Source organism: Bacillus sp. FJAT-42376 (assembly GCF_003816055.1).
Taxonomy (GTDB): Bacteria; Bacillota; Bacilli; order Bacillales; family Bacillaceae; genus Metabacillus_B.
On the sequence record NZ_CP033906.1, the window covers coordinates 3886751 to 3912431 of the forward strand.

General features: G+C 43.1%; 22 protein-coding genes, 1 pseudogene and 2 riboswitches. Of the genes and pseudogenes, 10 read left to right on the plus strand and 13 right to left on the minus strand.

Features of this window, described 5'->3' with window-relative positions:
• Positions 1–6 precede the first annotated feature (6 nt).
• The gene (locus tag CEF21_RS19570; protein ID WP_123919293.1) at positions 7–1812 is read left to right on the plus strand and encodes a DNA/RNA non-specific endonuclease; all 1806 of its coding nucleotides are present in this window, start codon (positions 7–9) and stop codon (positions 1810–1812) included.
• A 31-nt stretch (positions 1813–1843) separates the two neighbouring features.
• On the opposite strand, the gene hxlR is transcribed toward CEF21_RS19570, so the two are convergent.
• Entirely contained in the window at positions 1844–2206 is a 363-nt protein-coding gene (hxlR, locus tag CEF21_RS19575) for a transcriptional activator HxlR (protein ID WP_123919295.1), read from the minus strand.
• Between the two features lie 165 nt (positions 2207–2371).
• Here hxlR and hxlA point away from each other — a divergent pair, with 165 nt between their 5' ends.
• A complete protein-coding gene (gene hxlA, locus CEF21_RS19580; protein WP_123919297.1) occupies positions 2372–3004 on the plus strand; it encodes a 3-hexulose-6-phosphate synthase in 633 nt (210 codons plus the stop codon).
• A 4-nt stretch (positions 3005–3008) separates the two neighbouring features.
• Positions 3009–3566 (plus strand): 6-phospho-3-hexuloisomerase, encoded by a 558-nt coding sequence (hxlB, locus tag CEF21_RS19585; protein ID WP_123919299.1) that lies wholly within the window; start codon positions 3009–3011, stop codon positions 3564–3566.
• 895 nt (positions 3567–4461) lie between these two features.
• On the opposite strand, the gene CEF21_RS19590 is transcribed toward hxlB, so the two are convergent.
• The 6 genes from CEF21_RS19590 to CEF21_RS19615 form a co-directional block, all read right to left on the minus strand.
• A complete protein-coding gene (locus tag CEF21_RS19590) occupies positions 4462–6165 on the minus strand; it encodes a hypothetical protein (RefSeq protein ID WP_123919301.1) in 1704 nt (567 codons plus the stop codon).
• A 36-nt stretch (positions 6166–6201) separates the two neighbouring features.
• Positions 6202–7377 carry a hypothetical protein gene (locus CEF21_RS19595; protein ID WP_123919303.1) on the minus strand — a complete coding sequence of 392 codons (1176 nt, stop codon included), beginning with the start codon at positions 7375–7377 and terminating at the stop codon, positions 6202–6204.
• 211 nt (positions 7378–7588) lie between these two features.
• Positions 7589–8605 carry a Delta(5) desaturase DesA gene (desA, locus tag CEF21_RS19600; protein ID WP_123919305.1) on the minus strand — a complete coding sequence of 339 codons (1017 nt, stop codon included), beginning with the start codon at positions 8603–8605 and terminating at the stop codon, positions 7589–7591.
• A 175-nt stretch (positions 8606–8780) separates the two neighbouring features.
• Positions 8781–9467, minus strand: coding sequence for a YqjF family protein (locus CEF21_RS19605; RefSeq protein ID WP_123919307.1), 687 nt, complete (start codon positions 9465–9467; stop codon positions 8781–8783).
• A gap of 135 nt (positions 9468–9602) precedes the next feature.
• Complete coding sequence (locus CEF21_RS19610) at positions 9603–10796, minus strand: nucleoside transporter C-terminal domain-containing protein (RefSeq protein WP_123919310.1); 1194 nt, start codon at positions 10794–10796, stop codon at positions 9603–9605.
• A 131-nt stretch (positions 10797–10927) separates the two neighbouring features.
• Positions 10928–11032, minus strand: a riboswitch (purine riboswitch).
• A 193-nt stretch (positions 11033–11225) separates the two neighbouring features.
• Positions 11226–11900 carry a type 1 glutamine amidotransferase gene (locus CEF21_RS19615; protein WP_123919312.1) on the minus strand — a complete coding sequence of 225 codons (675 nt, stop codon included), beginning with the start codon at positions 11898–11900 and terminating at the stop codon, positions 11226–11228.
• Between the two features lie 52 nt (positions 11901–11952).
• A riboswitch (guanidine-I (ykkC/yxkD leader) is annotated at positions 11953–12040 on the minus strand.
• 176 nt (positions 12041–12216) lie between these two features.
• Between CEF21_RS19615 and CEF21_RS19620 the strand changes: the two genes are divergently transcribed.
• Positions 12217–13041, plus strand: coding sequence for an SDR family oxidoreductase (locus tag CEF21_RS19620; RefSeq protein WP_123919314.1), 825 nt, complete (start codon positions 12217–12219; stop codon positions 13039–13041).
• A 16-nt stretch (positions 13042–13057) separates the two neighbouring features.
• On the opposite strand, the gene CEF21_RS19625 is transcribed toward CEF21_RS19620, so the two are convergent.
• On the minus strand, positions 13058–14038 hold the full coding sequence (locus CEF21_RS19625) for a nuclease-related domain-containing protein (RefSeq protein ID WP_123919316.1): 981 nt from the start codon (positions 14036–14038) through the stop codon (positions 13058–13060).
• Positions 14039–14382: 344 nt separating this feature from the next.
• On the opposite strand from CEF21_RS19625, the gene CEF21_RS19630 reads away from it, so the two are divergent.
• Positions 14383–15102 carry a YebC/PmpR family DNA-binding transcriptional regulator gene (locus tag CEF21_RS19630; protein ID WP_123919318.1) on the plus strand — a complete coding sequence of 240 codons (720 nt, stop codon included), beginning with the start codon at positions 14383–14385 and terminating at the stop codon, positions 15100–15102.
• Between the two features lie 169 nt (positions 15103–15271).
• On the opposite strand, the pseudogene CEF21_RS21640 reads toward CEF21_RS19630, so the two are convergent.
• Positions 15272–15577: pseudogene (locus tag CEF21_RS21640) on the minus strand (hypothetical protein).
• Between the two features lie 280 nt (positions 15578–15857).
• Between CEF21_RS21640 and CEF21_RS19640 the strand changes: the two are divergent.
• On the plus strand, positions 15858–16658 hold the full coding sequence (locus CEF21_RS19640) for a hypothetical protein (RefSeq protein ID WP_123919320.1): 801 nt from the start codon (positions 15858–15860) through the stop codon (positions 16656–16658).
• 81 nt (positions 16659–16739) lie between these two features.
• Here CEF21_RS19640 and CEF21_RS19645 read toward each other — a convergent pair whose 3' ends face one another.
• Together CEF21_RS19645 and CEF21_RS19650 are read right to left on the minus strand one after the other, a co-directional pair.
• The gene (locus tag CEF21_RS19645; protein ID WP_123919322.1) at positions 16740–18872 is read right to left on the minus strand and encodes a peptidoglycan D,D-transpeptidase FtsI family protein; all 2133 of its coding nucleotides are present in this window, start codon (positions 18870–18872) and stop codon (positions 16740–16742) included.
• 228 nt (positions 18873–19100) lie between these two features.
• On the minus strand, positions 19101–19790 hold the full coding sequence (locus tag CEF21_RS19650; protein WP_123919324.1) for an MgtC/SapB family protein: 690 nt from the start codon (positions 19788–19790) through the stop codon (positions 19101–19103).
• Positions 19791–20003: 213 nt separating this feature from the next.
• On the opposite strand from CEF21_RS19650, the gene CEF21_RS19655 reads away from it, so the two are divergent.
• The 3 genes from CEF21_RS19655 (at position 20004) to CEF21_RS19665 (ending at position 22862) form a co-directional block, all read left to right on the plus strand.
• Positions 20004–21497: an N-acetylmuramoyl-L-alanine amidase family protein gene (locus tag CEF21_RS19655; RefSeq protein WP_123919326.1), complete on the plus strand. Its 1494-nt coding sequence runs from the start codon at positions 20004–20006 to the stop codon at positions 21495–21497.
• Positions 21498–21631: 134 nt separating this feature from the next.
• The gene (locus CEF21_RS19660; RefSeq protein WP_123919328.1) at positions 21632–22147 is read left to right on the plus strand and encodes a ferritin; all 516 of its coding nucleotides are present in this window, start codon (positions 21632–21634) and stop codon (positions 22145–22147) included.
• Between the two features lie 187 nt (positions 22148–22334).
• Positions 22335–22862: a GNAT family N-acetyltransferase gene (locus CEF21_RS19665; protein ID WP_241156717.1), complete on the plus strand. Its 528-nt coding sequence runs from the start codon at positions 22335–22337 to the stop codon at positions 22860–22862.
• A 60-nt stretch (positions 22863–22922) separates the two neighbouring features.
• Here CEF21_RS19665 and CEF21_RS19670 read toward each other — a convergent pair whose 3' ends face one another.
• Positions 22923–23303, minus strand: a complete 381-nt coding sequence (locus CEF21_RS19670; protein ID WP_123919330.1) for a VOC family protein — start codon at positions 23301–23303, stop codon at positions 22923–22925.
• Between the two features lie 207 nt (positions 23304–23510).
• On the opposite strand from CEF21_RS19670, the gene CEF21_RS19675 reads away from it, so the two are divergent.
• A complete protein-coding gene (locus tag CEF21_RS19675) occupies positions 23511–23990 on the plus strand; it encodes a nucleoside deaminase (protein ID WP_123919332.1) in 480 nt (159 codons plus the stop codon).
• A 67-nt stretch (positions 23991–24057) separates the two neighbouring features.
• Here CEF21_RS19675 and CEF21_RS19680 read toward each other — a convergent pair whose 3' ends face one another.
• On the minus strand, positions 24058–25350 hold the full coding sequence (locus CEF21_RS19680) for a hypothetical protein (RefSeq protein ID WP_123919334.1): 1293 nt from the start codon (positions 25348–25350) through the stop codon (positions 24058–24060).
• Positions 25351–25681: the final 331 nt, after the last annotated feature.

The following is a 25681-nucleotide window of genomic DNA, read 5'->3' on the forward strand; positions in this document are numbered from 1 at the left end:
GGAATCATGACGATTATTCGTGTGAAAGAGCCGCAGAAGCAGTGGAATCAAGAAACTTCAGCCCATCAGGAACAGCAGGCGATGAAAAGGTATGAGCATCGTTCCAATGAACGTGAAAAACTGGCAAAGAAGCTTGAGACAAAGAATCCTCTTGAAGTCGATACACCCGAGAGAGCCGCTTATCGGCAGGCACTCGTCAATCCGCGGGATGGCTTGGCACTCGAACGAATTGTCGGTGAGAACAACCTTTTTCCTATTTCCTATCTGGAATCCGGAATTCAAGCTTCAAAATCTGTGTGCAGGATTGAAGTGAGAGACCGGATTGGCAGAGTGCTTGGACACGGCACAGGTTTTCTTGTATCCCCTTCCCTTCTGCTTACGAATCATCACGTCTTGGCTGACGAGGATGCTGCTTTAAACAGTCTGGCTCAATTCAACTATGAGTTGGATCTTCAGCTAAGAGAAAAGCAAATCAAAAGTTTCCGCTTGATTCCTGAAAAATTGTTTATTACGAATGAAGAAATGGATTTTACCCTGACAGCTGTCGAGGAAATCTCAGCCGATGGTTCACCGTTAAGTGATTTTGGCTTCCTTCCGCTCCATGCCCAGTCCGGCAAAGGGCTGGTCGGAGAATATGTTTCCATTATTCAGCATCCTTCCGGGGCACCTAAATCATTAGCCATACGCGATAATAAGATCACAGATGTTTTTGATGATTTTATTCATTATTCGACCGATACACAGGAAGGCTCTTCCGGCTCACCCGTTTTAAATGATGAATGGGTTATAGTGGCTTTGCACCATGCAGGCGTGCCGGATCCTGAAAATCCTGAGCAATACACGGCAAATGAAGGGATTCGAATCAGCAGCATCGTTAAATTTCTTTCAGCGCACAAAGCCTCTCTTAAAGAGCATCAAAAGGAGCTGCTCTCCAAAATCCTTGGAGATCAAAAGCCGGACCAAGAGCAGCATCATCCGATAAAAGTGAAAAAACTAAAGCCTTCCCGATATGAAAAAGCCACTGGATATGACAGCAAATTCCTCGGGAGCAAGCATACCGTATCGCTGCCTCAGCTCTCGAAGGAGCAGGAAGATGATACCGCTCCAGTAAAATCCGGCGGGAACGTGCTTGATTACACGCATTTTTCCCTCGTTATGAGTAAAAAGCGAAGAATTGCCTACTATACAGTAGTCAATATAGATGGAAAACAATTAAAGGAGATTGAACGGGACAAAGATTCCTGGTACTACGATCCCCGCATTGATGAAAAATATCAGGCGGGTGAGGAATTGTACAGCAAAAATGATTTAGACCGCGGTCATCTTGTACGAAGAAGAGACCCGGTATGGGGACCAGATGCAAAGAAAGCAAACGATGATACGTTCCATTTTACAAACTGCTCTCCTCAGCATAAAAACTTGAACCAGAAAACGTGGCTTGAGCTTGAAAATTACATCCTCGATAATGCCGAAAACCATCAGTTTAAAGCCACGATTTTTACGGGGCCGGTTTTCAGAGATGATGATCTTGTGTACCGTGATATTCAAATTCCGGCGGAGTTTTGGAAAGTGGCGGTCATGGTAAAAGAAGACGGCACCCTCTCCGCGACCGCGTACCTTCAGTCACAGAAGAATTTAATCGGAGACTTAGAATTTGCATACGGAGATTACAAAACATATCAGGTTCCGTTATCGAAAATCGAATCGTTAACAGGCCTTCAGTTTAAGGATCTTAAAAAGAGCGATCCGATTGAAAAGCTTGAATCGGCTGTCGGCCGGATTATTGAAGGACCCAAGGATATTAAAATTTAATCAAAAAGACTTGCCGCCCGGGCAAGTCTTTTTATTTTTGAGCCGCGTTTTCAGGCGGATTCGCTTCTAATTCAACCATATAATTTTTGCCCCAGTCATACATCGCTTCTAGAATCGGCATCAGACTTTCACCTTGAACCGTGAGGGAATATTCTACTTTTGGCGGAACGACAGGGTACACTTCCCTGTGAACAATCCGGTCTTCCTCCAATTCACGAAGCTGGTTCACAAGCATCCTCTGTGTAATGCCAGGCATAAGCGATTTCAATTCCCCAAAACGCTTCGTTCCTTCTTTTCCCAAATGCCAAAGAATCAGCATTTTCCACTTTCCGCCGATGACAGAAAGAGTTAATTCTTTTTCACAATTAAAAAGCTTGTCTTTCATCCGGGTCATCTTCATCACCTCAAACCTTATTATAATCCACAGTATACTTTTTATCACTATGTAAGTTTAAAGTCAGTACTTACACAAACATAAATTTGGGAGTAAGATGAATTCAGGCATCTTTAGGGAATAGTAAAAAGGATTGCCCATACTAATTTACAGGAGTGATTATAGATGGAATTGCAGCTTGCATTAGACCTCGTGAACATTCCAGAGGCAATTGAATTGGTTAAAGAAGTGGAAGACCATATTGATATCGTTGAAATTGGTACTCCCGTTGTGATAAATGAAGGACTGAAAGCCGTAAAAGAAATGAAAGAAGCATTCCCTAACCTGAAGGTTTTAGCTGACCTTAAAATTATGGATGCAGCAGGCTATGAAGTCATGAAAGCTTCAGAAGCGGGTGCAGACATTATCACCATTCTTGGGGCAGCTGAAGATATGTCTATAAAAGGCGCTGTTGAAGAAGCAAAAAAACAAAACAAGAAAATTCTTGTAGATATGATTGCCGTCAAAGACATCGAAACACGCGCAAAAGAGCTGGACGCAATTGGCGTTGATTACATTTGCGTTCATACTGGATATGACCTTCAGGCAGTCGGCCAAAACTCCTTTGAAGACCTTAAGGCCATTAAACGTGTCGTCAAAAATGCGAAAACAGCCGTTGCCGGCGGAATTAAAATGGATACATTGCCAGAAGTGATCAAAGCCAACCCGGATTTAGTCATTGTAGGAGGCGGCATCACTGGTCAAGATGATAAAAAAGCAACAGCCGCTGAAATGCAGAAATTGATAAAGCAGGGATAACCCCATGCAGACCGCAGAATTCTTCCGCACCATTCTCAATGAATTGGATGCTGCAGCAGATGCACTGAACGAAAAGGAAGCATCCGTGCTTGTCGAAAAAATATTGGAATCAAATAAAATTTTTGTTGCAGGCGCGGGCCGCTCCGGGTTAATGGCCAAAGCCTTTGTCATGAGAATGATGCATATGGGACTCGATGCTTACGCCGTTGGGGAAACGACGACTCCCCAATTTGAAGAGAACGATCTGATCATCATTGCATCCGGATCAGGAGAAACAAAAAGTCTTGTTTCAATGGCGGAAAAGGCGCGTTCTATCGGAGGCAGCATAGCCTGCGTCACCATTTCCCCTCAGTCCACTCTTGGCAATATGGCGGATTTCACCGTAAAACTGCCTGGAGCACCCAAGGACCAATCCGGGGAACGAAAAGAAACAATCCAGCCAATGGGTTCACTTTTTGAACAAACCCTCCTCCTTTTTTTCGATGCCGTGATCCTGAAGTTCATGGAAAAAAAAGGACTCGATTCGAAAACGATGTATGGAAAGCATGCAAATTTGGAATAAGTGTTTGGACTGGAGAGGTTTTATGACCTCTCCATTTTTTTGTGCTAATTTGTATGGCGGGGGAGGTGGGATGTCAGGTAATGTCTTGTTTTGATCGTGCTGTCTGGCATCATCCGTTTGGGTTGCGATGTCCGGCATTCTTGTCCGGCATCACCCGTTTGGGTTGCGATGTACGGCATTCTTGTCCGGCATCACCCCGTTTGGGTTGCGATGTCCGGCATTCTTGTCCGGCATCACTTGGTTTGGGTCGCGATGTCCGGCATTCTTGTCCGGCATCACATGTTTGGGTCTCGATGTACGGTATTCTTGTGCGGCATCACATGGTTTGGGTCGCGATGTCCGGCATTCTTGTCCGGCATCACCCGTTTGGGTTGCGATGTCCGGCATTCTTGTCCGGCATCACCCGGTTTGGTGACGTGATGTCCGGCATTCTTGTCCGGCATCACATGTATGGGTTGCGATGTCCGGCATTCTTGTCCGGCATCACCCCGTTTGGATCGCGATGTCCGGCATCCTTGTCCGGCATCACCCCGTTTGGATCGCGATGTCCGGCATTCTTGTCCGGCATCACCCCGTTTTGTCGCGATGTCCGGCATTCTTGTCCGGCATCACATTTTTGGGTCGCGATGTCTGGCATTCTTGTCCGGCATCACATTTTTGGGTCGCGATGTCTGGCATTCTTGTACGGCATCATCCGTTTGGGTTGCGATGTCCGGCATTCTTGTCCGGCATCACCCCGTTTGGGTCGCGATGTACGGCATTCTTGTCCGGCATCACCCGTTTGGGTTGCGATGTCCGGCATTCTTGTCCGGCATCACCCCGTTTGTTCGCAATGTCCGGCCGCAAAAAAAAGAGGAAAGACCTCGTCAGGCCTTTCCTTTAAAAAGGATACTTCTTATAGTCCTAAATCACCATCTTCAGAGTCAGTTACTCCATTCAGCATAAGGTTAAGACCAAGGTTCAAGCCGCTGTTGAAGCTGCTTTCGCTATCGTCTCCATCTTCACTGCCAGAGAACATCGCTTCAAGATTTGTCATAAGTCCAACGTTCGCACCGAGCATGGATTCTTCACCATCCGTCAGGTTTAGACCAAGCTGATTGTTCGTTTTGGAGTTTAATCCAGCTTCGTACGAATCATCTTCTTCATTTGATTGTACCCATAGTCCAGTAACAATATCAGACATTCCATTAATCATGACAGACTCATTGTCTTCCCCTTGCAAGCCAAGTCCAAATTTTGAAGTAGAATCTGTTCCAATTGCAGCTTTTGAAGAATCATCGTTTGTTTCGAAAACATTCCAGATTTTCGTGTTTGTATCAGCGTTTGCAGCAGCAGAGCTGTCTTCACCTTCCAAAACAGTTCCTAGACCAGTTCCAAGGCTGCCTTCAGTTTTAGAAGAATAAGTGTCATTTTCTTCATCAACCACTGTTTCATTAGTGATTCCAGCGTTTCCTTTCGCTTTTACAGCGGCAGAAGCGTCTTCACCTTCAAGAACAGCACCTGTTTCACCAGCAAGGCTGCCTTCAGTTTTAGAAGAATAAGTGTCATTTTCTTCGTCTACAACAGCTTCATTGGAGATTCCAGCGTCACCCTTTGCATTCACTGCAGCAGATGTATCCTCGCCTTCGATCATTGCTCCAGTTTCACCGGATGCTTTGGCATCTGTTTTAGAAGAATATTTGTCTTCTTCAACTAAAGTTTCATTGGAGATTCCAGCGTCACCTTTCGCATTCACTGCGGCAGAAGTGTCCTCGCCTTCGATCATTGCTCCAGTTTCACCGGATGCTTTGGCATCTGTTTTAGAAGAATATTTGTCTTCTTCAACTACGGTTTCATTGGAGATTCCAGCGTCACCTTTCGCATTCACTGCGGCAGAAGTGTCTTCGCCTTCGATCATTGCTCCAGTTTCACCGGATGCTTTGGCATCTGTTTTAGAAGAATACTTATCATCTTCGACTATTGTTTCATTGGAGATTCCAGCGTCACCTTTCGCATTCACTGCGGCAGAAGTGTCTTCGCCTTCGATCATTGCTCCAGTTTCACCGGATGCTTTGGCATCTGTTTTAGAAGAATACTTATCATCTTCGACTATTGTTTCATTGGAAACTCCAGCATTGCCTTCCGCTTTTGCGGCAGCAGATGTATCTTCGCCTTTAATTGCGGCTCCTGCTTCACCTTTTGCATCGGCATCTGTTTTGGAAGAATAGGAGTCGTTTTCTTCATTAACAATGGTTTCGCTGGAGACTTTTCCGCTGCCTTCTGCTTTCGCTGCGGCGGATGTGTCTTCGCCTTCCACGGCTGCGGCGGCTCCCGCAGTTCCCTCTGCTTCTGAAACAGTTGTCTTCGTATCTTCTGTTTCTTTCACATCGGATTTAATGTTTCCATCGGTAACAGTGTCTGCTTTTACACGCTGATCGTCACTGCGATCCAGAATATTGATGTTTTCGAGCAAGCTTTGATTTTCTCCGCCTTCCAGGATATTGATTCGATCCAAGTCCAGCAAAGAATCCTTTTCCGCTGCGTAGCTTGTTTGGCCTCCAACAAATAGACTTGCTGCAAGAGCACCTGTAACGGTTAATGTTCTGAGTACGTTTTTCATAATAAAATTCTCTCCTTTTAATAAAAGTTTTTTTGTTTATATGCTTTTAGTTAAAAGAAGAGAAGATTGGGGCGGCTGTGCCGGCGGAGCATTTAACCATTGGTCATAATAGCGCTTTTCCTGGCCATTTTGGACCGGATCGGCAAAAATAAATTCTTCCTGCATGGGATTAAGCATCCCCACGGCGTTAAAGCCTGCACCAGCAGAGCTGCCGCCAGTCATCGCAGAGGATGACGGAGCACTTTGGCTTACTGTAATGGCGGTTAGTTTTTCTTTCACCATTTCAGGGGGCCCATTTGCCGGAGCTTCCGTACCCTTTCCTATTTTTACAGGGCTTTTTTCGGAAGGCTTAGCCGTGATTTTTGCACGTTCAGGCTCAGTTTGGCTATTTATTTTTTTTACTGGCGCTGGAACGGCTGCTGCAGGTTTCTTGCTTGCTTCCGGTTTAGCGGCAACAAGCACGGAATTGGATGTTTCTTTTTCTATCGTTTCTTTCATATCCATTTCTTTCGGTTCGGCTGGAGCTTGGGCAGGTTCATCCTTTACCGGAGCTTGATCTGCTTCATTTTTCGGTTGCTCCTCTTTTACCGGAATGTCTGGTTTAGCCGGATTCACCGAGACCTTGTCTTTGTTTACTTCCGCCTGAACCATCTTTGTATCAATTTTGATACTTGGCTCTTTAGATACATCGGCTTGAATGACCTTTGTATCGATTTTAAAGCTTGGTTCTTCCGAGACATCGGCTTTGATTGTGCCGGTATTCACTTTCACAGAAGATTTTTCCGAGAGGTTTGCATCAGCAATTCCAGTTTCAACCTTCACGCTTGGATTTTTGGAAAGATCTGCGTTAACAGCTCCAGCGTTTACTTTTAATGAAAGGTTTTTTGATAGATTCAAGTCTACTAAAGGCTTGCCGTCGGATAGGGAATCTGTCACCTTGTCCGCTGTAGTAGATAGAGACTCTGTTACAGAAGAAACTGTTTTATTCAATGCATTTTGGCTGGTGCTCTCCTTTTTAATCGGAGCTGCCTGCTTTTCTTCCATAGCAGAATCTTCTTTTTCTGCTGAAACACCAACGACCTCAGTTGTGACAGATTTCACTGCTCCAGTGGCTGTTTTCACAGTAGAGCTCAGCAAGCCTTCAGCAGAAGCGAATGCAGGAACCGTCAAGATTCCTAAGACTAATGCAGCCTGAATTACTTGCTTTTGCACCTTATCTTTTCACCTCCTCCTTTAATAAAGTCGGATTGTATTCCAATACGTGTAATTTTTTGTGTTCGGTAAGCTAACGGGGGAAAAAGAGAGATGGATCACTCGGATATGAAATTTTTATAATTTTTTCACGATTTGTGTCAAGAATAATTGCACAAAACCCGAAATAATAGCATAAAAAAACCGCCAACATAAGTTGGCAGCCAGGTGTCTACATCTCAGAATTCGGTTTGCGCATTAAATGCTTGATGTCCTTAAACCGGACAAAGGTTTTATTCTTCTGATCCCACAGGTGAAAACGAAGAGACTTGAGGCTGGACAGCAGAGTAATCGTTGTCGCCTTGTGCAATGGAGGCGTTAAACGGTGTGCTTTTTCCAGGTTGTAGTTCGGGACTCTCGGGCTTAAATGGTGAACATGGTGAAATCCGATATTGCCGGTCACCCATTGAAGAACTTTTGGAAGTTTGTAATAGGAACTGCCGTCGACTGCGGCTTTCACGTAATCCCATTCTTCTTCATTTTCATAATAGGAATCTTCAAATTGATGCTGTACATAAAACAGCCAGATCCCGAGTGCTCCGGATACAAATACAATCGGAAGCTGCACCAGCAGGAAGGCCTGCCAGCCAATCGCCCAGCATAATAGAGCGTAAGTTCCGGCAATCAGCATGTTAATCAAATACGTGTTGAGGCGTTCTTTTTTCCTTGCCCCTTTCCGGTTAAACCGGTTTGAAATCAAAAAAAGATAAATGGGACCGAGTCCGAACATAATAAACGGATTTCGGTAAAGCTGATAGCCTACTTTTCTCCAAAATGAGGAGGAAACGTATTCGTCGACCGTGAGAACCCAAATATCGCCTGTTCCGCGCTTATTTAAGTTGCTGCTTGTTGCATGGTGTATGGAATGGGCTCTTTTCCATTTTTCATAAGGAAAAAGGGTAATCACTCCGCTGATGATGCCGAGAATGTCGTTGCCTTTGCGCGTTTTGAGAAAAGACTGGTGGCAGCAGTCATGGAAAATAATAAAAATCCGGATAACAAAACCTGAAGCGATAATGGAGAGAGCGAGAGTCAGCCAGTAAGATAAGGAAAGAGACTGATAGGCAGCAAACCAAAGGAGAAAAAATGGCGGAAATGTATTAATCAGCTGTCGGACGCTTGATTTCACGCTGGATTTTTCAAATGGGGCCATGTTCTTTTTAAGCATTACTTGTTTTTGTTTTGTCATATCTTCCTCCTCAAGGGGTAAGTACGATCTATGGCGGCCTGAAATCATTTTCTTTTTTCACGAACTATCCCCATCTTACTATGGAAGCTTATATAAAACTAGATGCTTTATTTTTTTAAAGAGGTAAAATATTGTGAACTTTTTTCAAATTTGCTGGTTTACCAGGGTCTGCAGGCTACAAAAGTTTAACAAAAGGATAAAATTCTGTTTTTACTTCCATTGAATGAAGAATATGTAAATCAGTCCAATCCTTTCTGTTATATGGCGGGGTTAGGCTGTCCATCATAATATCGCATGTGCCCCGGCTGAAACTCCAGGGAGAATGAGTCAGGTCTCCGCGAAGCAGCTGATTTTTCCCAACCGTATAAAGACAATAGCGTTCTGTCAGCCACTGCTCGAGCGGAGAGGGTTTAATCACATGTTCACCCGGCTTGTACGTCATATCGAGCTGAGCGGAAGGTTCTCCTTTATGCGTTCTCTTTGAAACTAAATGTGTCCCGCTATGTATGGGATCTGCACTCATTTTTGCCCGGAAATAAGGTAAATGAAAGAATGTCCTTGCCATCCAGACGCCGGCCGGATGACTCGCATCCAGGCTGAAGAAATAGACGCCTGGCCTTCCCTTATATGTTACATATGTTCTTACATTGAGCTCTATAAGGCTTGAAAACATCGGTACAGATGGCAGCCCTTTAAACCGGATATCGTGCATTTCGAATGGAACGAGTCCGATCCATGCCTCTCCTTTGAAAAGATCGGCCTTTAACGGGTCAGGAAGCATTTCCTCCAGCCACTCCGCTTCCACAGGCCAATGAACAAATAAAAGATTTTTCCATGTTTGCTTCATGATCCACTTCTTCATCGTCATCCCCCCTTTTTAGTATATGCGGAGCAGCCAGACTCCTGAAAGAAGCAGTGCTCCATGAATGTTTTTCAGTTAGCGCAATCCACTCACTATAAAAAAAGCCTTCCTATTTGGAAGGCAAATACTTCATTATTACCAGACATACAAACCGACAATCATCGCACTCAGCAGGGAAACAGCCATCCCGCTGACAAGAAGCTTCCAGACGTTTTTTCCGATCATGGATGATTTTTCGTCTCCCAGCACTGAACTGAATGTCCCGTAAATCATGCCGACTGTGCTGAAGTTGGCAAATGAAGTCAAGAATGTTGTCGCGACAGCAATCGTATGAGGATTGAGTGAAGCAAGATTTTTTTTCAGATCAAGCATGGCGACAAATTCGTTTGTAGCCATTTTAATTCCCATGAGCTGGGCCACATACATCGTATCTTTCCCCGAAAGTCCGAGAAGGAACGCAAATGGACTGAAGAGAATGGAGAAGATTTTTTGAATCGTTAACCCCTCAATAAAGAATCCGAGGATTCCATTCAATACGGCAGTCAGGGCGACATACCCGATTACCATGGCAAGAATAACGATGACCATGTTCATCCCGACCATCATACTGTTTGAAATGGTTGAGAAGAAATCCTTCTTTTCACTTTTTGGTGGAACATACACAATGTCCTCTTCTTTCGGAACAGCTACAGGGTTCAGTATACTCGCCAGAAGCAAAGCATTTAAACAGTTCAATGGAATCGCACTGAACACATATTCAGCCGGAACCATCGTGAGATATGCCCCAATAATGGATCCGCTGATGCTGCTCATGCTCATGATTCCGAATGTCAAAAGCCGGTTTTCTTTTAAAACGACCAATTGCTGGCGAATCACCGCAAGCGCTTCTGTATTTCCGAGGAACATCATTTGAATGGAAAAAAAGCTCTCAAGCTTCGGCAGTCCGGAGATTTTTGAAATCACCCAGCCTACCTTGTCGATAATCCAGGTTAAAATGCCGAAATAAGATAGAATATCAAAAAAAGTGACAATCACGATAATAGGAAGGAGTGCACTAAAAAAGAAATCTACGGTTTCATTCGCCATGACAGATGGAAAAACAAACGAAATCCCTTCATTGGCGCATGCGATCAGCCACGTGAAAAACGAAGCAAACGTGCTGATTGCCTTACCGCCAATCTCGGTTCCAAGCATGAACCAAGTGATAAGCAATTCAGCAGCAAACAAAATTCCGATAGACTTCCATTTAACCTCTCTTTTTTGGGGAGAGCAGGCAAAGACAAGTCCAATCACTACAAAAATGCCGAGCAGGTTAATTAAAAAATACATGATCTCAACTCCAAGATGTATTGACCCAATGAAAAAAACCCTAATTTTCACCCTCAGCCAAATGGACCGAAAGCATGAAAATCAGAGTCTGCAGACAAGGCAATGCCAAATAAGGCACACCCCACATCTCTTATGGATTCATACTTCCTTGTAGTCCGGCATTTTGCGGCTGCCAGGTAGAGACTATCAGACCGAAACTAAACTGATATTATACAAGGATATAAAGTCAGCGGGCGTTTTCTTGACCCACTGATGAATTGGACTTTCGCGGGAATGTTCATCACCTAATCTCTCAAAGTCTTGAGATCATAAGATTTGTATCGCCCGGAAAAGCGGGATAAATTAGGTTAATTGAGTATAGCCTATTCTAAAACAGGGATAGGCAATTCGCAACCCATTCTCGAGATTTTGTAATTTTAAGATAGTTTTCTAGTTGTCCATCATGTAATTCAAAAAGCACTTTATTAAGGATTTTGATTGCTGAAAATGGTGCCTTCCTTCCGCAATTTCATCCCAGCTCTGAACATACCGGCCTTTAGCAGGCGTTTCGCTCTCGGCAACTTTTGAGACGATTTCCTCTGTGAATTCCAGATGAAACTGGAGTCCAATAACCTTGTCACCAAAAAGAAAGGCTTGGTTGCTGCATGCTTCGCTCTCGGCCAGCCACACCGCTCCTTCCGGAATGGAAAAGGAATCTCCATGCCACTGCATTGCTTGAAAACTCGCAGGCAGCCCCGGAATCCGGGAATCTCTCATTTTCACCTCGTGCCAGCCTACCTCTTCAAATTCGTTTCGGCTTACTCTTCCGCCTAAAGCGCTCGCGGTTAATTGGGATCCCATGCAGATTCCGAGCACCTTTTTCCCTGATTGGATGGCTCCTGAAATAAATTCTTTTTCCTTGAGAAGCCACGGATATTCGTCTGTTTGATCAATATTCATCGGACCGCCAAGTACGATAAGCAAATCAAACTCCTCTGTTTTAGGGAAACGCACATCTGTTTTATACATCGCCGTTTTCGTCAGCAGGCAGCGGTTTTCATCTATCCAGTCCTGTATGAATCCAAGCCCCTCATAGGGCACATGCTGCAAATAATGAATTCTCAATTTGAACTCTCCTTTTCCTGAAAAAAAGCCCGGAGAAGATACCTTTATGACATCCTCCCGGGCCCTCCGTGTACACGAATCGTGCGCTTCCTCTCGGACCAGACCGGCTAAAAGCACGCGGAACCCTAGGAAACTTTGTTATGAATGTACACGTATAGAGGGCTTCCCGTCAACGCCCTTTTCTCTATGTAAATCTCGTTTTTTTGAAATTCTGATTTTCACGGGGTTTTTAATTGCCGACTGACCCATCCGTATGTTTACTGTTTCACATACAGGGAAAATAATCTGCAGAGATTATTTTGGGAGGTTATATAAAATGGGAAGATTAGAAAACAAAACAGCTGTCATTACCGGAGCAGCAACAGGGATTGGACAGGCAACGGCGGAAATTTTTGCAAGAGAAGGCGCTAAAGTGATCTGCGCGGATATCAATAAAGACGAAATGCAGAAAACCGTTGATAAAATCAATAAAGACGGCGGACAGGCAGAGGCTGTTTATCTCGACGTTTCGAGCGAGGAAAGCGTTATTGACTTTGCCGGCAAATTGAAGGAGGCATACGGTACCATCGATATTCTATTTAATAATGCAGGAGTTGATCAGCAAGGCGGAAAAGTGCATGAGTACCCGGTCGAGCTGTTCGACAAAATCATTGCCGTCGATTTGAGGGGAACGTTTCTTACAAGCAAATACGTAATCCCGCTCATGCTTGAAAACGGAGGCTCCATTATCAACACTTCCTCCATGTCAGGCCGGGCAGCCGATCTTGACCGCTCAGGCTATAATGCAGCAAAAGGAGGCATCACCAATTTCACCCGGGCAATGGCTATTGACTATGCACGTGATGGAATCCGGGTCAACTCCCTTTCCCCCGGAACGATTGAAACACCACTCATTGACACACTAGTCGGCGGCAAAGACGAGGATATGGGCGAAAAATTCAGAGAAGCCAACAAATGGATTACCCCAATGGGCAGACTCGGGCGTCCGGAAGAAATGGCAACCGTCGCTTTGTTCCTTGCCTCCGACGACAGCTCTTATGTCACCGGAGAAGACATCACCGCAGACGGCGGAATCATGGCTTATACATGGCCGGGTAAAATGCTGATCGAACAGGATCAGTGGAAAAAAGATACGGAATGATTGAACGGGCATCTCTTTATGAGGTGCTTTTTTCTATGAAAGAAAGCTCGTAGACTCTGCCTTTGTTTTGGCCGGCGGATTTTAGGTTGAGGGATTGGAGGAGGCGGGTCGCAGCCGAAATAGAATTTATGCTTAAGAAATCTCTCATTGCTTTATTAGTTATCCGATCACCAATTAAGAGATAATAGTCATTTACAGCATCAATATAGGCGTGTTTGAAATAAGCATGACATTTGCCGCAGAACCAGGACCCATGACACTTTTCAATGATCTCTTGACACGCTGGACACATTACTCCCTTCAGCAATTCATTCCTGTGAATATTATAACGTTCCAGTATAGAGGAGTTTTCTTCTTCATGATGTTTATTTAGTAACCTTCCTATTTTTTTCATCTGCTTTTCGTCATAAAAACACTTTTTATAATTCGTATTTATCTCTTCATATTTTGAGATGAGTTTTTCCGCATGAAGAACTTTTTTGATAACTGAAGCTGAATTTTGTTCAGGAGCCTTAATAATAGTCTGTGGACTGCTGATGACAACTATGCCGGTTACAGGAAGTAATTCAAACCCTTTAATCATTAACCAGTTCCTGAAGCTTGATTCCAGTCTTTGTATTTGCAGCAAAGGATCAAGAAATCCTGTTTCCTGTCCATCCTTTGTTCGAATCAATTGATTAAAAATGGAATCAAAATAGATTGTACCTGCAAGGTTTTTCACCTCAATAATCAAGACAAACCGATTAGTAAGGATGAGAGTATCTATTTGAAAGACACCTTTCCCATTCTTTAAACGAATATCGTGCAAAATATAAGTGCTGCTGTCATCCATTTGAGATAAATGGTAATCCAATGATTTCTCTCCGCGAAAACCAGCTAGCCTTTTATAAAGTTCTTCTTTCAAAAATGGGATTTTAGGATGATTTGGAGGAATTCTCCTAAGAAGTGCTTGTAACTTGAGGATTTTCAGAGGGGTTTTTCTTTCTTTTACTATCATTCCATCACTCCTGTCACGTTTTATCTTACTTTCGTTGTTGAAATGGAAAATCCTTCATTAATATTGAAATCCGTTGAATCCGTTTATTATCGAAAATCCGCTTTTATTATTGAAAGGTTTCCATATATTATCGAAAATTTATATATATTATCGAAAATACACTTTTTATTAGCGATATTTTATATTTCGACAATATTCGCATCCCGTCCCTCCCCTCCCACTCCCCCTTCCAGCAATAAAAACTCGTAACCACCCACCCAAATACGTTATAATAAAAGGTAATGAATTATCCCTATCACAACCAAATCCTATGATAGATTTAATACCGAAAGAGAGTGAACAGTATGGGTCGTAAGTGGAATAACATTAAGGAAAAGAAGGCAGCTAAGGATAAAAACACGAGCCGGATTTATGCCAAGTTCGGCCGCGAAATTTATGTTGTGGCGAAACAAGGCGAGCCGGATCCTGAATTAAACCAAGCCTTGAAGTTCGTTCTTGAACGGGCAAAAACGTACAATGTGCCGAAGCATATTATTGACCGTGCCATCGAGAAAGCAAAAGGCGGATCTGAGGAAAACTACGATACGCTTCGCTATGAAGGATTCGGGCCAAACGGGTCAATGGTAATCGTTGATGCACTGACAAACAACGTAAACCGCACCGCTTCCGAGGTTCGCGCAGCATTCGGGAAAAATGGCGGAAACATGGGCGTCAGCGGTTCTGTGGCTTATATGTTTGACGCAACGGCTGTTATCGGAGTAGAAGGAAAAGATTCCGATGACGTACTTGAGCTTTTAATGGAAGCAGATGTAGATGCACGCGATATCCAGGAAGAAGAGGATTCCGTGATCGTTTATGCAGAGCCGGATCAATTCCACGCTATGCAGGAAGCATTCAAAGGCGCCGGCATTACGGAATTCACTGTAGCCGAGCTGTCCATGCTTGCTCAAAACGATGTAGAGCTTCCGGAAGATGCTCAGGCTCAATTCGAAAAATTGATTGATGCACTTGAAGATTTAGAGGATGTCCAGCAGGTTTATCATAACGTCGACCTGGGCGAATAACAGGGAAAAGCAGATCCGGTCAGCGGATCTGCTTTTTTCATTGGGATTTGCGGCTGTGGAATCCGCTGATTATGAAAAAGTCATCGATCAGGAATTCAAAGGCTTTGAAAAACCGGATTGGATGAAAAAACGATAACCCTGCTGATATATATGAGCCTTGTTCCTTATTTTAAGGATAAGGCTCTCTTTTCATGTTCCCTGTACCATTCCGAAAAGCTAAGATCGAGGTTTTCAATGAAGAATAGCTGCCGATTGCAGCTCCTCCATAAAAAAAACCCATGAACAGGCCTGCCCATAAATCATGTCGGTGACTGTAAAAAACAGAAATCAGCAAACCCAGGAGTGATGCGATGGTCGGGATATATTTCCGCGGGACGGGCAGAAAAATTTTAATAAGCTATGTGACGACCAAAACGACCGGAATAGCCAGAACAGCGTCCCAGAAATTTGTATGGATAACGGGGAATTCAGTCATAGACAGAGGTCCTTATTATATAAGTTTCTTTTTTCATATACGCTTCCTCCCAGCCCATCTTTCTATGTAATATTAGACAAATAAAGGCTGACTATACCAAAACAAGACCTTCATTCCCGGTCTGCTTTTCGGGCAGGCATAAAACGATGTTATTCCCCTGCTGAATTCCATCGTTTTTCGGAGCTGAAGCGAACCGATTTATCTGCCGATCTACATCAACTGCAGCAAGAATACAGGTGGAATTTCATGCTATAGTAAAAGAAAAAATGGTGAGGATTTTATGAGGGAGAAACAGAGGAAAAAAGCTGAGGTTAAAAAACAAAAAGAAATAAAAAAACGGATACGGAGACACCAGCTCAAAAAACAGGCAGATAGACAAGAAGATTCTTCCCTTAAAGAGGCTATGGTTATGGCCTTTGGTTTATTGATGCTTCTGGGAATTGGCTGGTATCTTCTTTACAGCCATATTCATGAAAGACGTACGAAATACGGCTGGGAGCCTGCCATGAAAAAACCTTATTTTGACTGGTTCAATACAGCTTCCAATCTTTATATTGCCATTGCCGCTATCGTCATCCTTCTCAATATCATACTTTTAATGAATGAAAAGAAAATCTCCTGGCGTTTTCCTAAAATTACTTCCCTGATCAAAGGATTGCCTTTTATCGCAGCAGGTACGGGAGCAGTCGGAGGGCTGCTGGCAGCTCTTATTAAAGTTGAAGTTCCTCATTTGGCTTTTTCCTATGGACTAATTTTAGCAGCCATTATTTTCACTCAGCTGATTTTGTATCAATGGAAAAAAGGATGGTTTCCGAACACCGAAGTTATCTGTTTATCGATTGCGGCCCTTGTATCACTCGTATTTTTATTCATGGGCGAATCGACAGTCGAACGCTTTTATATTATCGGGAAAGGAAGGAATCCTGATCCAATTGGAACGAAAATTTTTACATGCTTAATAGGATTGGGAGGATACCTGCTTATCGCGATCCCGCTCTACTTTATTCTTTTCTATCATAGAGATGATTCCGCCGAGGGAAGAAAAATCAATGTAAAAGGCGGAACTGACTTAAAGGGATGATGTTTTGCTGTCACTGGGAGAATATTGCTTCGGCAGCAATTTATCTTACTGAAAAAGGCCCCGTAAAGAGGCCTTTTCTTCTTATTCTATCTTTTCTTTGTATGTCTCAGGCGGTGTTTCTTCATATTTCTTCTGCAGATCCACATAAGCTTTTACTACTCGTGAAGCAATCGCTTTATTGATATCCGCCTTTGCATAAGGAACGACTACACTAAAAGCGATTTCCGGTTTTTCGGAAGGGTAGTAGCCAACAAAATTAATGTTGTACGTTTTCTCAGTCAGCTTGGAGTCCGGATAGCGATAGGTCGTTTGAGCTGTACCGGTCTTTCCTGATACATCGAGACCTGGGAATTTTCCTGCAGCGGTTCCTCCTGTTTGGGTTACCGCTTTGAATCCTCTCTGAACCTGTTTGATCTCTGCTTCCGAATTGTTAATCCGATTTAAGATTTTCGGTTCCTTATTTAAATGATATGGGCCAATGCCATTTTCAGAAATAGGGTCATGAACTGATTTTACGACCCGGGGCTGAATACGATACCCCCCGTTTGCGATTACGGATACATATTGGGCTAGCTGAAGCGGTGTATACGTATCAAGCTGGCCAATCGAGAAATCCATCAGCTGGCCGACTCGTTCCGGATCTGTTCTGTACCCATGGGATTCATTTGGCAGGTCAATTCCTGTTTCCATTCCCAGACCAAACTGATAATATCCGTTTCTTAACGTCTCAATATCTTTGAAACTTCCTTTAAACGGACCGTTTTCCACATAAGAGAATCCGGCAATGTTTTCAATAACCGCTTTGAACATGTAAATATTGGAACTCTTTTTCAATGCTTCAATATCATTCACCCAGCCAAGTGAACGGTCTCCCGCAGAAGACTTGGTTGCCGTGTTTTTAAAAGTCATTGGAGCATCATAATAGGATTTATAGGTGGACATCCCATGCTGATAGGCGGTCAAAACCGTAGCACCCTTCACGACAGATCCCATCTCATACTGTCCCGTGAACGCTCCATAGGAAAAATCGAGCGGCTTGCTGCTCTCCTTGAAATTGAATTGCTTGCCGGACATGGATAGAACGTCTCCTGAATTTGGATCCATCACCACAGCGAATGCGCTGCTTACAAGCCGGTTGCCGGATCCTCTTCTCCCTTTGATGATTTCTTCCTCAATAATTTTATCGATTTCTTTTTGGAGCTCCATGTCAAATGTGAGCTTTAGATCATAGCCGCGGCTGCCCGCAGAGATGACTTCCTCGGATACATGGCCGTCTTTATCCGTTGTATACTGTATTTTTGATTTGGCTGCATTCAGGTATTGTTCATACTGCATTTCTATATACCCTTTGCCCACCCGGTCATTCCTTGAATAGCCCCTGGTCTGGAAGTAATCCATTCTTTCTTTCGGGATACCTTCTGCTGAAGATGTGACTTTGCCAAGAAGCGGTCCCAGCAAATCGCCATACGGATAGTGCCTGTCCCAGTCCGTAATAATATTGATCCCAGGCAATTTATCCAGGTTCTCGGATACACGGGCCATTTCATCCTGTGTGAGCATCACATCCGGACCTGTTTTCCCATCCTTGGAAGGCATTTGAGCCTTGATGATTTGAGGTTCATATTGATAGCCGGAGGAGAAGCGTTTGAACAGGACAGCCATGGACAGCTGCTGTGGATCCATTTTCATCTTTTCTATTTCCGTTTGGGGAATGTTTTTAACCTGAAGCTGATATTGGGCTTTTCCATCGAGCTTCAGATCTTTCTTTGAAAGCAGCTTTTTGGCCTTTTTCGGATGGGCAGAGAGCCAGTAGTCTCTCAAATCCCGCCCGCTTTCCTGTTCCTTTATTTTCTTAATCGCTTCTGATTCCACCTGTATAAGCTTGCTTAGTTCTTTAACAGCCCGAATCTTATCTTCAGGTTTCGTTTTTTTGTCAACGGTATAGGTAATGGCAGGCACCCCAATATTATCAACGACAACCCGGCCGTAGCGGTCATACATTTTCCCTCTTGGCGCTGGATAGGCAGATACGTTCGTCTCAGATCTTGAGACTTCCTTCGTATATTCCTCTCCCCTGACAATTTGAACAATTCCTAAACGGACAATGACTAAAACAAAAACGAGAAATACAGCTAAAAAAAGAATATTCATCCGAAGATGCCTCGTTTTTTTCAATGCCCGGTTTTCTGATGTACTTGCTGCCGGTTCGGTCATGTTATTCACTCTCCCCTTTAGATCGTATCACCCGCTCTCTCATTCTACATTTTTTTACAAGTCAATAAAACCCAAATGAGGGATTAATTAAAAATGTTTCCCGGACAGTCCGTAAAATACGAAAAAAACCAATTCAGTCCGCTGAATTGGGCAATCTCCGCGTTTCATTGATCTACCGTTATTAGTCTCTGAAAATCAGCAAGAAGCCGGGGGAACTGAACCTTCGGATTACTCCATGTTTTCAACATCTGCCCGGATGATTCCCTTAGGCTTTCGAACTTCATAAAAAATTTCCGTTGGATTGTCTTTCACTTCCGAGGTTACCACACAATAAATCGTAATCATTTCCACTTCTTCTTTTATCCTGATTCTTTTAATTCCTAGTCTTTTTTCACGCAGGTCATCAAGCAGTGCGGTCAGATCGGTATCTTTTGCCGTATAGAGCTTTACCTTAAATTCTTTTTCTCTTAGCCTTCTTATCACAAATTTTTCGAGAAGGACCGGAAGAATTTTTACTCCCGTAAAAATAAATACCACGCCGGCCAGCGCTTCAAAATAAAAACCTGCTCCAATGGTAATCCCGATAGCTGCAGATGCAAAAACAAGAGCGGCCGTTGTCAGTCCTGAAATGACTTCGTTGTGTCTTCTTAGTATGACTCCGGCACCTAAAAACCCAATTCCGCTTATCACATAGGAGGGAATCCGTCCCGGATCCATGGGACGGGAATAGGCTTCTGAATACTGAAAGGCCGACTCATAGGAAACGACCGTCAGCAAGCAGGCGGTGACTGAAATAATCAGACATGTTTTTAAGCCCAGGGGTTTTCCTTTTAATTCTCTTTCCAAACCGATAATAATGCCTGCAGCGGCTGCAAAACTCAGCTTCAGCAGCACATTGAAATGGATTATTTCATCCATTTCCCTCCCCCCCTTTCCCATCACTTATCTAAGTATATAAAGGAAGGGGGGGAATTATTTGTTCTGACAAGCAGGAATAGAGAAAGTTAGCGGGGATGCTTTGCATCAAAAACGATTGCATCCTTCATACAAAATAGGTCTTTGGAATCATATGATAGCTTTATAGACTGCCGATAGTAAAAGAGAGTTTCTATATCTGAGAGGAGTTACAGCATGAAAACAAGCGTAAGAAAAGGATTACTGATTGCGGGTCTGCTTTCTGCAACAGTGTTTGGTTCCTTTTCCTCTGGAGCATTGACAGTAGCCGCGGCCTCCCAGCAAGGGGTTGTGAAAGCGGATGTTCTCAATGTACGATCGGCTGCATCCATAAATTCTTCCATTGTTATGCAAGTGAAACACAATCAGGCTGTTCACATCCTGGACCAAAAATCAGGCTGGACGAAGATTCAATCCGGAAAGAAAACAGGATGGGTAAAAAGCTCTTACCTAAACGTCAAACAAGTTACGGCAGCGGCATTAAAAACCGCCAAAGTAAATGCTTCCTCTTTGAATGTTCGTTCCACCCCAAGCACATCAGGCAAAGTGGTTATGACCCTGAAAAGGAATGCCTCCGTTACATTAATGAAGACACAAAATGGCTGGTCCCAAGTGTCAGCCAGCGGCAAAACCGGCTGGGTGAATGCTAAGTATCTGACTGCTTCCGGAACACCTGCAGCTCCTGCACCGGTTAAAACGGAGGAGAAACGGGTAACGGCAGAAACGTTAAATATAAGAGCCACAGCCGCTTCAAACGGAAAAGTGCTTGCTTCATTGAAGAAAAATGAGATTGTTACCGTATTGAAAACTCAGGGGACATGGTCAAACATTAAGACCAGCAAAGGAATTACCGGGTGGGCCGCTTCGCAGTATCTCGGGAGTGTCACTGCTCCCCCTGCTGTGGAGACTCCCGCCGGCTTTGCCTATCTGAATACAGATTCCAATATACGTTCTGGCCCCGGGACAAGCTCGCCTGTCATCCTTACGCTTAAAACAGGAACAAAGCTGCAAACATTTGAGAAACAAAAGGACTGGACGAAAGTTAAAATTCCCGATGGCCGGACAGGCTGGGTATCAAACAAACTGATTTCTGCCGGGCAAATCGAGACGCCGGTGCCTGAGAGTCCAACAGGGGTTCTTACCGGAAAAGTCATTGTCGTGGATGCCGGACATGGCGGATATGACCCCGGAACAAGAGGCAGTTTTACACTTGAAAAATCCCTGACACTCACCAGTTCTCAACTGCTTGTAAAAAAGCTTCAAAACGAAGGCGCCAATGTTAAATTCACCCGGAATTCGGATACATATCCCCTCCTTAGTGAACGGGCTGCCTTAAGCAACAAAAGCAAAGCGGACGCCTTTATCAGCATCCATTATGATTCCGGCGGTCTGAAAGCGACGGGAATTTCCACCTTCTACTACACATTTGCGAAAGACAGCCTGCTTGCCTCAAAGGTCCATCAAAATGTTTTGGCTGCTGTGAAGCTTCCGGACAGAAAGGCATCCTATAAAAATCTTCAGGTATTGAGGGAAAATAAATATCCTTCGATTTTGGTAGAGCTCGGATTTCTCTCCAACCCTGCTGAAGAACGGCTGATAACCACCTTTGACTACCAGGAAAAGGCGACAAATGGAATTGTGCAAGGACTGAAGAGTTATTTTACTAAGTAAAAAAAGCTTCTCTACCTGTTCATACACAGGCAGGGAAGCTTTTTTTTTGAACACAAAACATTCTGCCTCCTGCACCTTTTTTTGGGTTTTTTATACACTGTTCAGTAACGACTGGGCCAAAGGAGAGGAAGAAAATGAATGAAGAACTGCAAAAGCTCATCAACAGCCTCATTCAGATCGAGCATGTTTCATCTACGCTATATCTCGCCATGTCAGCCTATATGGGCAAGCTGAACTACACAGGGATGGAAGCATGGCTTCGAATTCAATCAGAAGAAGAAAGACTTCATATGCTGAAGCTGATTGACTATCTCGTCGGCAAAAATGGAACGGTCCAGCTCAAAAGCATCCCGGATCAGCCAAGTGACTTCGGAACACCGCTTGAAACCTTTCAAAAAGTGCTCGCCCATGAACAATTTGTTACAAATGCTTATCGTCAGGCTTATCAATATGCCAGCCAGGCAGACCCGCAGGCTGCAGTCATCATTCAGGAGTTTTTAAGGGAACAAATTGATGAAGAAGCACAAAGCCAAACGATTGTGGACCGCTTGAAGCTTGCCCAGAATAATCCGTCAGCGCTTTTGCTCCTGGATCAGGAATTAGGGCAGAGAAAACCGGCAGCTGCCGGGGCCCCGCCTGCTGCCGGATAAATGCTTGCTGTGTATAAGCCAAAGCATAAGCGGATGGAAGAGACCGTTTATGCTTTGCTTGTTCTAATAATCCGCGCGACAGGGTCCCGATCCAAACTTTACACTTAAATTTGTTTATTCTTCCGATTATCCCTTATAGTTAAATTATGTTTTAATCCTAAAATCACGGATAAGGGGGCAGATTGACGTGAATATCAGAAAGATGAAAGAAAGCGAAATAGAGCTTGTGCGGTCACAGCGGATAGAATGTTACAGCGAGTACCGAAACCTTGTTTCAGAATCTCACTGGAATGCTTTAGAAGGAACTCTTTCTTCAAATAAAGATGTAAGCAGCAATGCTGAAATCTTTGTAGCTGAAATAGAAGGCCGCGTTGCGGGAAGCATCGTCTTGTTCCCCGGAAAATCAGATGCGTATGAATGGACAGTCAACTCACCGGATTATCCGGAAATTCGAATGCTCGCCGTCCATCGTGAATACAGAGGCAAGAAAATTGGACAAGCATTAGTGCAGCACTGTATCGAAACTGCTGAAAAGCAAGGATATGCATATGTTGGATTACATACCGCAGATTTTATGAAAAGTGCGATGGCTTTATATACAAAGATGGGTTTTGAACGTGTTCCCGAGTTTGATTTTGAACCGGCTGATGATGGGGTAGTTGTGAAGGGTTTCAGGTATTCTCATCCTCATGTATTGGGAAAACAGCACTCTTAACAGCAGTACCCTCCACTATCATTTAGGGTACTGCTGTTTTAATTGCGGTTTATTGGCTCTTCACTTTTTTTCCATTACAGCAAAGTAATTTTCTTCAGGATCTGCAAAGTTAAATACTCTTCCTGAAGGCATATGGACGATTTCTCCAACCGTCACCTTCTTGCTGGATAAGTCGCTGTATAATTGATCCAGATTTTCAGAAAAAAACAGGAAAGAAGGAGTGCCAAGATTTAGTTCCGGCGACATTTTTGCAATGACTTCTTTATTGTGCAGAACAATCGTGGTTTCTGAATCCGTTGCCGGAGCGATTTCTATCCATCTCATTCCCTGTCCGTTATCCTCTTCAGAAATGACGTGAAACCCCGCCTTCTCCGTCCAAAACTTCACTGCCTCATCCTGATTATTCACATACAGCATAATTTGTCCAAGTTTATGGATCATTTCAGCTCACTCCTCTTATTTTTAGAAAATTCAAATACCTCAAACTCCAGTTTACAATTTTTGTTTTGAAACGAGCAATACAAAAAGGAGATTTTGAAAAAATTGTTCCTCCATTATGACGTAAGCGTATGTTCAATGTGCCATCCCGCGTTTAATAGACCGACAAAGGGGAAGAAGTTGTAAAAATACTAGAAGTGAGGGAATTATATGGATTTCATTCAGAGGACCATCGAATTGGCACGTAAAAATGTTGAAGAAGGAGGCAGACCTTTCGCTTGTATCATTACCCGGGGCGATGAAATGATTTCCGAACGCACGAATCAGGCCGCTCAAACGAATAATCCAACTGCCCATGCCGAGATTCTTGCTATCCAGGATGCTTGCCAAAAGCTGGGCACCGAACATTTAAAAGACTGCCAAATCTATATTTTGGCAAGCCCTTGTCCTATGTGTCTTGGCGCCCTATACTACTGCAGTCCGGAAAAAGTGACATACATTGTTTCAAGAGATGAATACAAAACCTATTATCGGGATGACCGGAAATACTTCGAAATCGAAAATTTTTACGATGAATTCAGCAAAACCATTGAAGACCGCCGTCTTCCAATGGAAAAAGCAGAGCGTGAAGATGGATTGGATCCTTATAAGCAATGGAATGAGATACACGGAACGGTGCATGCCACATGACCAAATTAGGAACGGATAGACATCATGCTTAAAAGGCCCGAATTATTTCGGGCTACTTTAGCTGATCTTAAGCGTGTTCAATTGATTTGAAAGTATCAGGTGTTAAATACGGATCTTCCACAATATTTTCCATACCTTTTAACAGCAGCCAGTCCAAGTACATAAGTAAGCGATCTAATTGGGCTAAGAGTTCGGATTCGGTTGTGAAAGAAAATGATTCTTCACCCCCTGGCGATATATTCAATTTGAGTTCTTTCCTCCATCGATCTAGAATCGTTGAGAGTTCGAATACTTCCCCTTTATAACGAATGAAAGCTCTGATGATTGCCAGTCCAGACATATGTTCTATTACAATAATGGAATCGCCCGATTCATATTGTATTTCTCCCCCATGTACAATATCGGGACTAAACTTCGTCCTGGAATATCCTTTTTTTTTAAGAAAAGAATCACATCTGCTTTTATATAAATTGTCTACGTTCCCAATCGTTATTTGATGATTACTAAGATATTCTTCCATTCTTTTAATAAAGAGGTAGCCTTCTCTTTCCAAGAGATGACTAAGTTCTTTTTTGTTTTTGTATTCTATGATTAAATGAAGCTTTTTTTTAATCAATTCTCTTCCCGTTTCTTCGCTTGAATTTGGAGTTCTGAATCCAATTCTCAATGTATTTTTTTCACACACATCATAAAATGCTGTATATTTAAAATTTTCTTTGTATTTATTTAAATAGACCATATAGTCATTTGACAGTTCAGGATCTAGATGAAAACCTAATTCATCTAAATTTTCTTTAAATAAACTCAAAACATGATCGTAAAAACTAGATTTCTTTTGATTGGAACTAATTATTTTTATATTTTCTTCTTCAAGCATTGTACTGCCCCATTCACTAAGTGAGGTGTAACAAATTCCATCCACTTTCTCAAAGTCAAATGCTTCTTTAAATAGATCGGCAAGGAAAAACTCTTGCCCCACCGGGTCCCCGTTCAGGATCTCCATCATTTTTTGGTATGAAGCCTGTTTATACGCTATGTTTTGAAGAGTTTCCAGCCCTTCTTGAATATCTTTTACTTCAATTTCTTCAAAAGTTAAGGTTAATTCTGACATCATTTTTCCGCTTTTATAAAGACGGAACCCCCAAAAAAAGTCTTCCGCATATTCATAACAAAAAGCATACGTATCCAGTTTCTTTGATAGCGACTTTGCCAAAACATCCAATTCTTCCAGATTAAATACTGCTCCCGTCCAATCAGAATTTATTGGAACTAAAAAACCAGAATAAATCTGTTTTCTGCTAGACAACTGAATTTCCTTTATTTTCTTATTAATAATGATTACGTTTGTCTGCTCGCTCACTGCAGTTCACTCCTTTCCCATGAATAAAGTTTACTATAAATAAGAAATGTAATTTATAGGAAATAAAAAATTTTGTCTATAATAACTAATCCTGCGGAAGTATCCAAAAACACAAAAAAGGAAGGAGCCTCTGGCCCTTCCTTTGATTATTTACACATATTTTACATAAAAACTAAAACCACCAAAGTATGTATTGGTGGAGACGGTGGGAGTCGAACCACCCTATCTTCAAAATACTATAACAGCAATATTTACAGTGGTTTTAGGCTAACATTAAAATTGCTTGACTACGTTTGAAAATAATTACGTTGCGGGGGCAATGTGTACAAAC

Bases quoted from the DNA above. Each gene is read 5' to 3' on its own strand.
- hxlR (WP_123919295.1), bottom strand. From the start codon at position 2,206: ATGACCCGGATGAAAGACAAGCTTTTTAATTGTGAAAAAGAATTAACT.
- CEF21_RS19620 (WP_123919314.1), top strand. From the start codon at position 12,217: ATGGGAAGATTAGAAAACAAAACAGCTGTCATTACCGGAGCAGCAACA.
- CEF21_RS19590 (WP_123919301.1), bottom strand. From the start codon at position 6,165: ATGAAAAACGTACTCAGAACATTAACCGTTACAGGTGCTCTTGCAGCA.
- CEF21_RS19630 (WP_123919318.1), top strand. From the start codon at position 14,383: ATGGGTCGTAAGTGGAATAACATTAAGGAAAAGAAGGCAGCTAAGGAT.
- CEF21_RS19610 (WP_123919310.1), bottom strand. From the start codon at position 10,796: ATGTATTTTTTAATTAACCTGCTCGGCATTTTTGTAGTGATTGGACTT.
- CEF21_RS19670 (WP_123919330.1), bottom strand. From the start codon at position 23,303: ATGATCCATAAACTTGGACAAATTATGCTGTATGTGAATAATCAGGAT.
- CEF21_RS19570 (WP_123919293.1), top strand. From the start codon at position 7: ATGACGATTATTCGTGTGAAAGAGCCGCAGAAGCAGTGGAATCAAGAA.
- CEF21_RS19675 (WP_123919332.1), top strand. From the start codon at position 23,511: ATGGATTTCATTCAGAGGACCATCGAATTGGCACGTAAAAATGTTGAA.
- CEF21_RS19660 (WP_123919328.1), top strand. From the start codon at position 21,632: ATGAATGAAGAACTGCAAAAGCTCATCAACAGCCTCATTCAGATCGAG.
- CEF21_RS19650 (WP_123919324.1), bottom strand. From the start codon at position 19,790: ATGGATGAAATAATCCATTTCAATGTGCTGCTGAAGCTGAGTTTTGCA.
- desA (WP_123919305.1), bottom strand. From the start codon at position 8,605: ATGACAAAACAAAAACAAGTAATGCTTAAAAAGAACATGGCCCCATTT.
- hxlB (WP_123919299.1), top strand. From the start codon at position 3,009: ATGCAGACCGCAGAATTCTTCCGCACCATTCTCAATGAATTGGATGCT.
- CEF21_RS19605 (WP_123919307.1), bottom strand. From the start codon at position 9,467: ATGAAGAAGTGGATCATGAAGCAAACATGGAAAAATCTTTTATTTGTT.
- CEF21_RS19655 (WP_123919326.1), top strand. From the start codon at position 20,004: ATGAAAACAAGCGTAAGAAAAGGATTACTGATTGCGGGTCTGCTTTCT.
- CEF21_RS19645 (WP_123919322.1), bottom strand. From the start codon at position 18,872: ATGACCGAACCGGCAGCAAGTACATCAGAAAACCGGGCATTGAAAAAA.
- CEF21_RS19625 (WP_123919316.1), bottom strand. From the start codon at position 14,038: ATGATAGTAAAAGAAAGAAAAACCCCTCTGAAAATCCTCAAGTTACAA.
- CEF21_RS19640 (WP_123919320.1), top strand. From the start codon at position 15,858: ATGAGGGAGAAACAGAGGAAAAAAGCTGAGGTTAAAAAACAAAAAGAA.
- hxlA (WP_123919297.1), top strand. From the start codon at position 2,372: ATGGAATTGCAGCTTGCATTAGACCTCGTGAACATTCCAGAGGCAATT.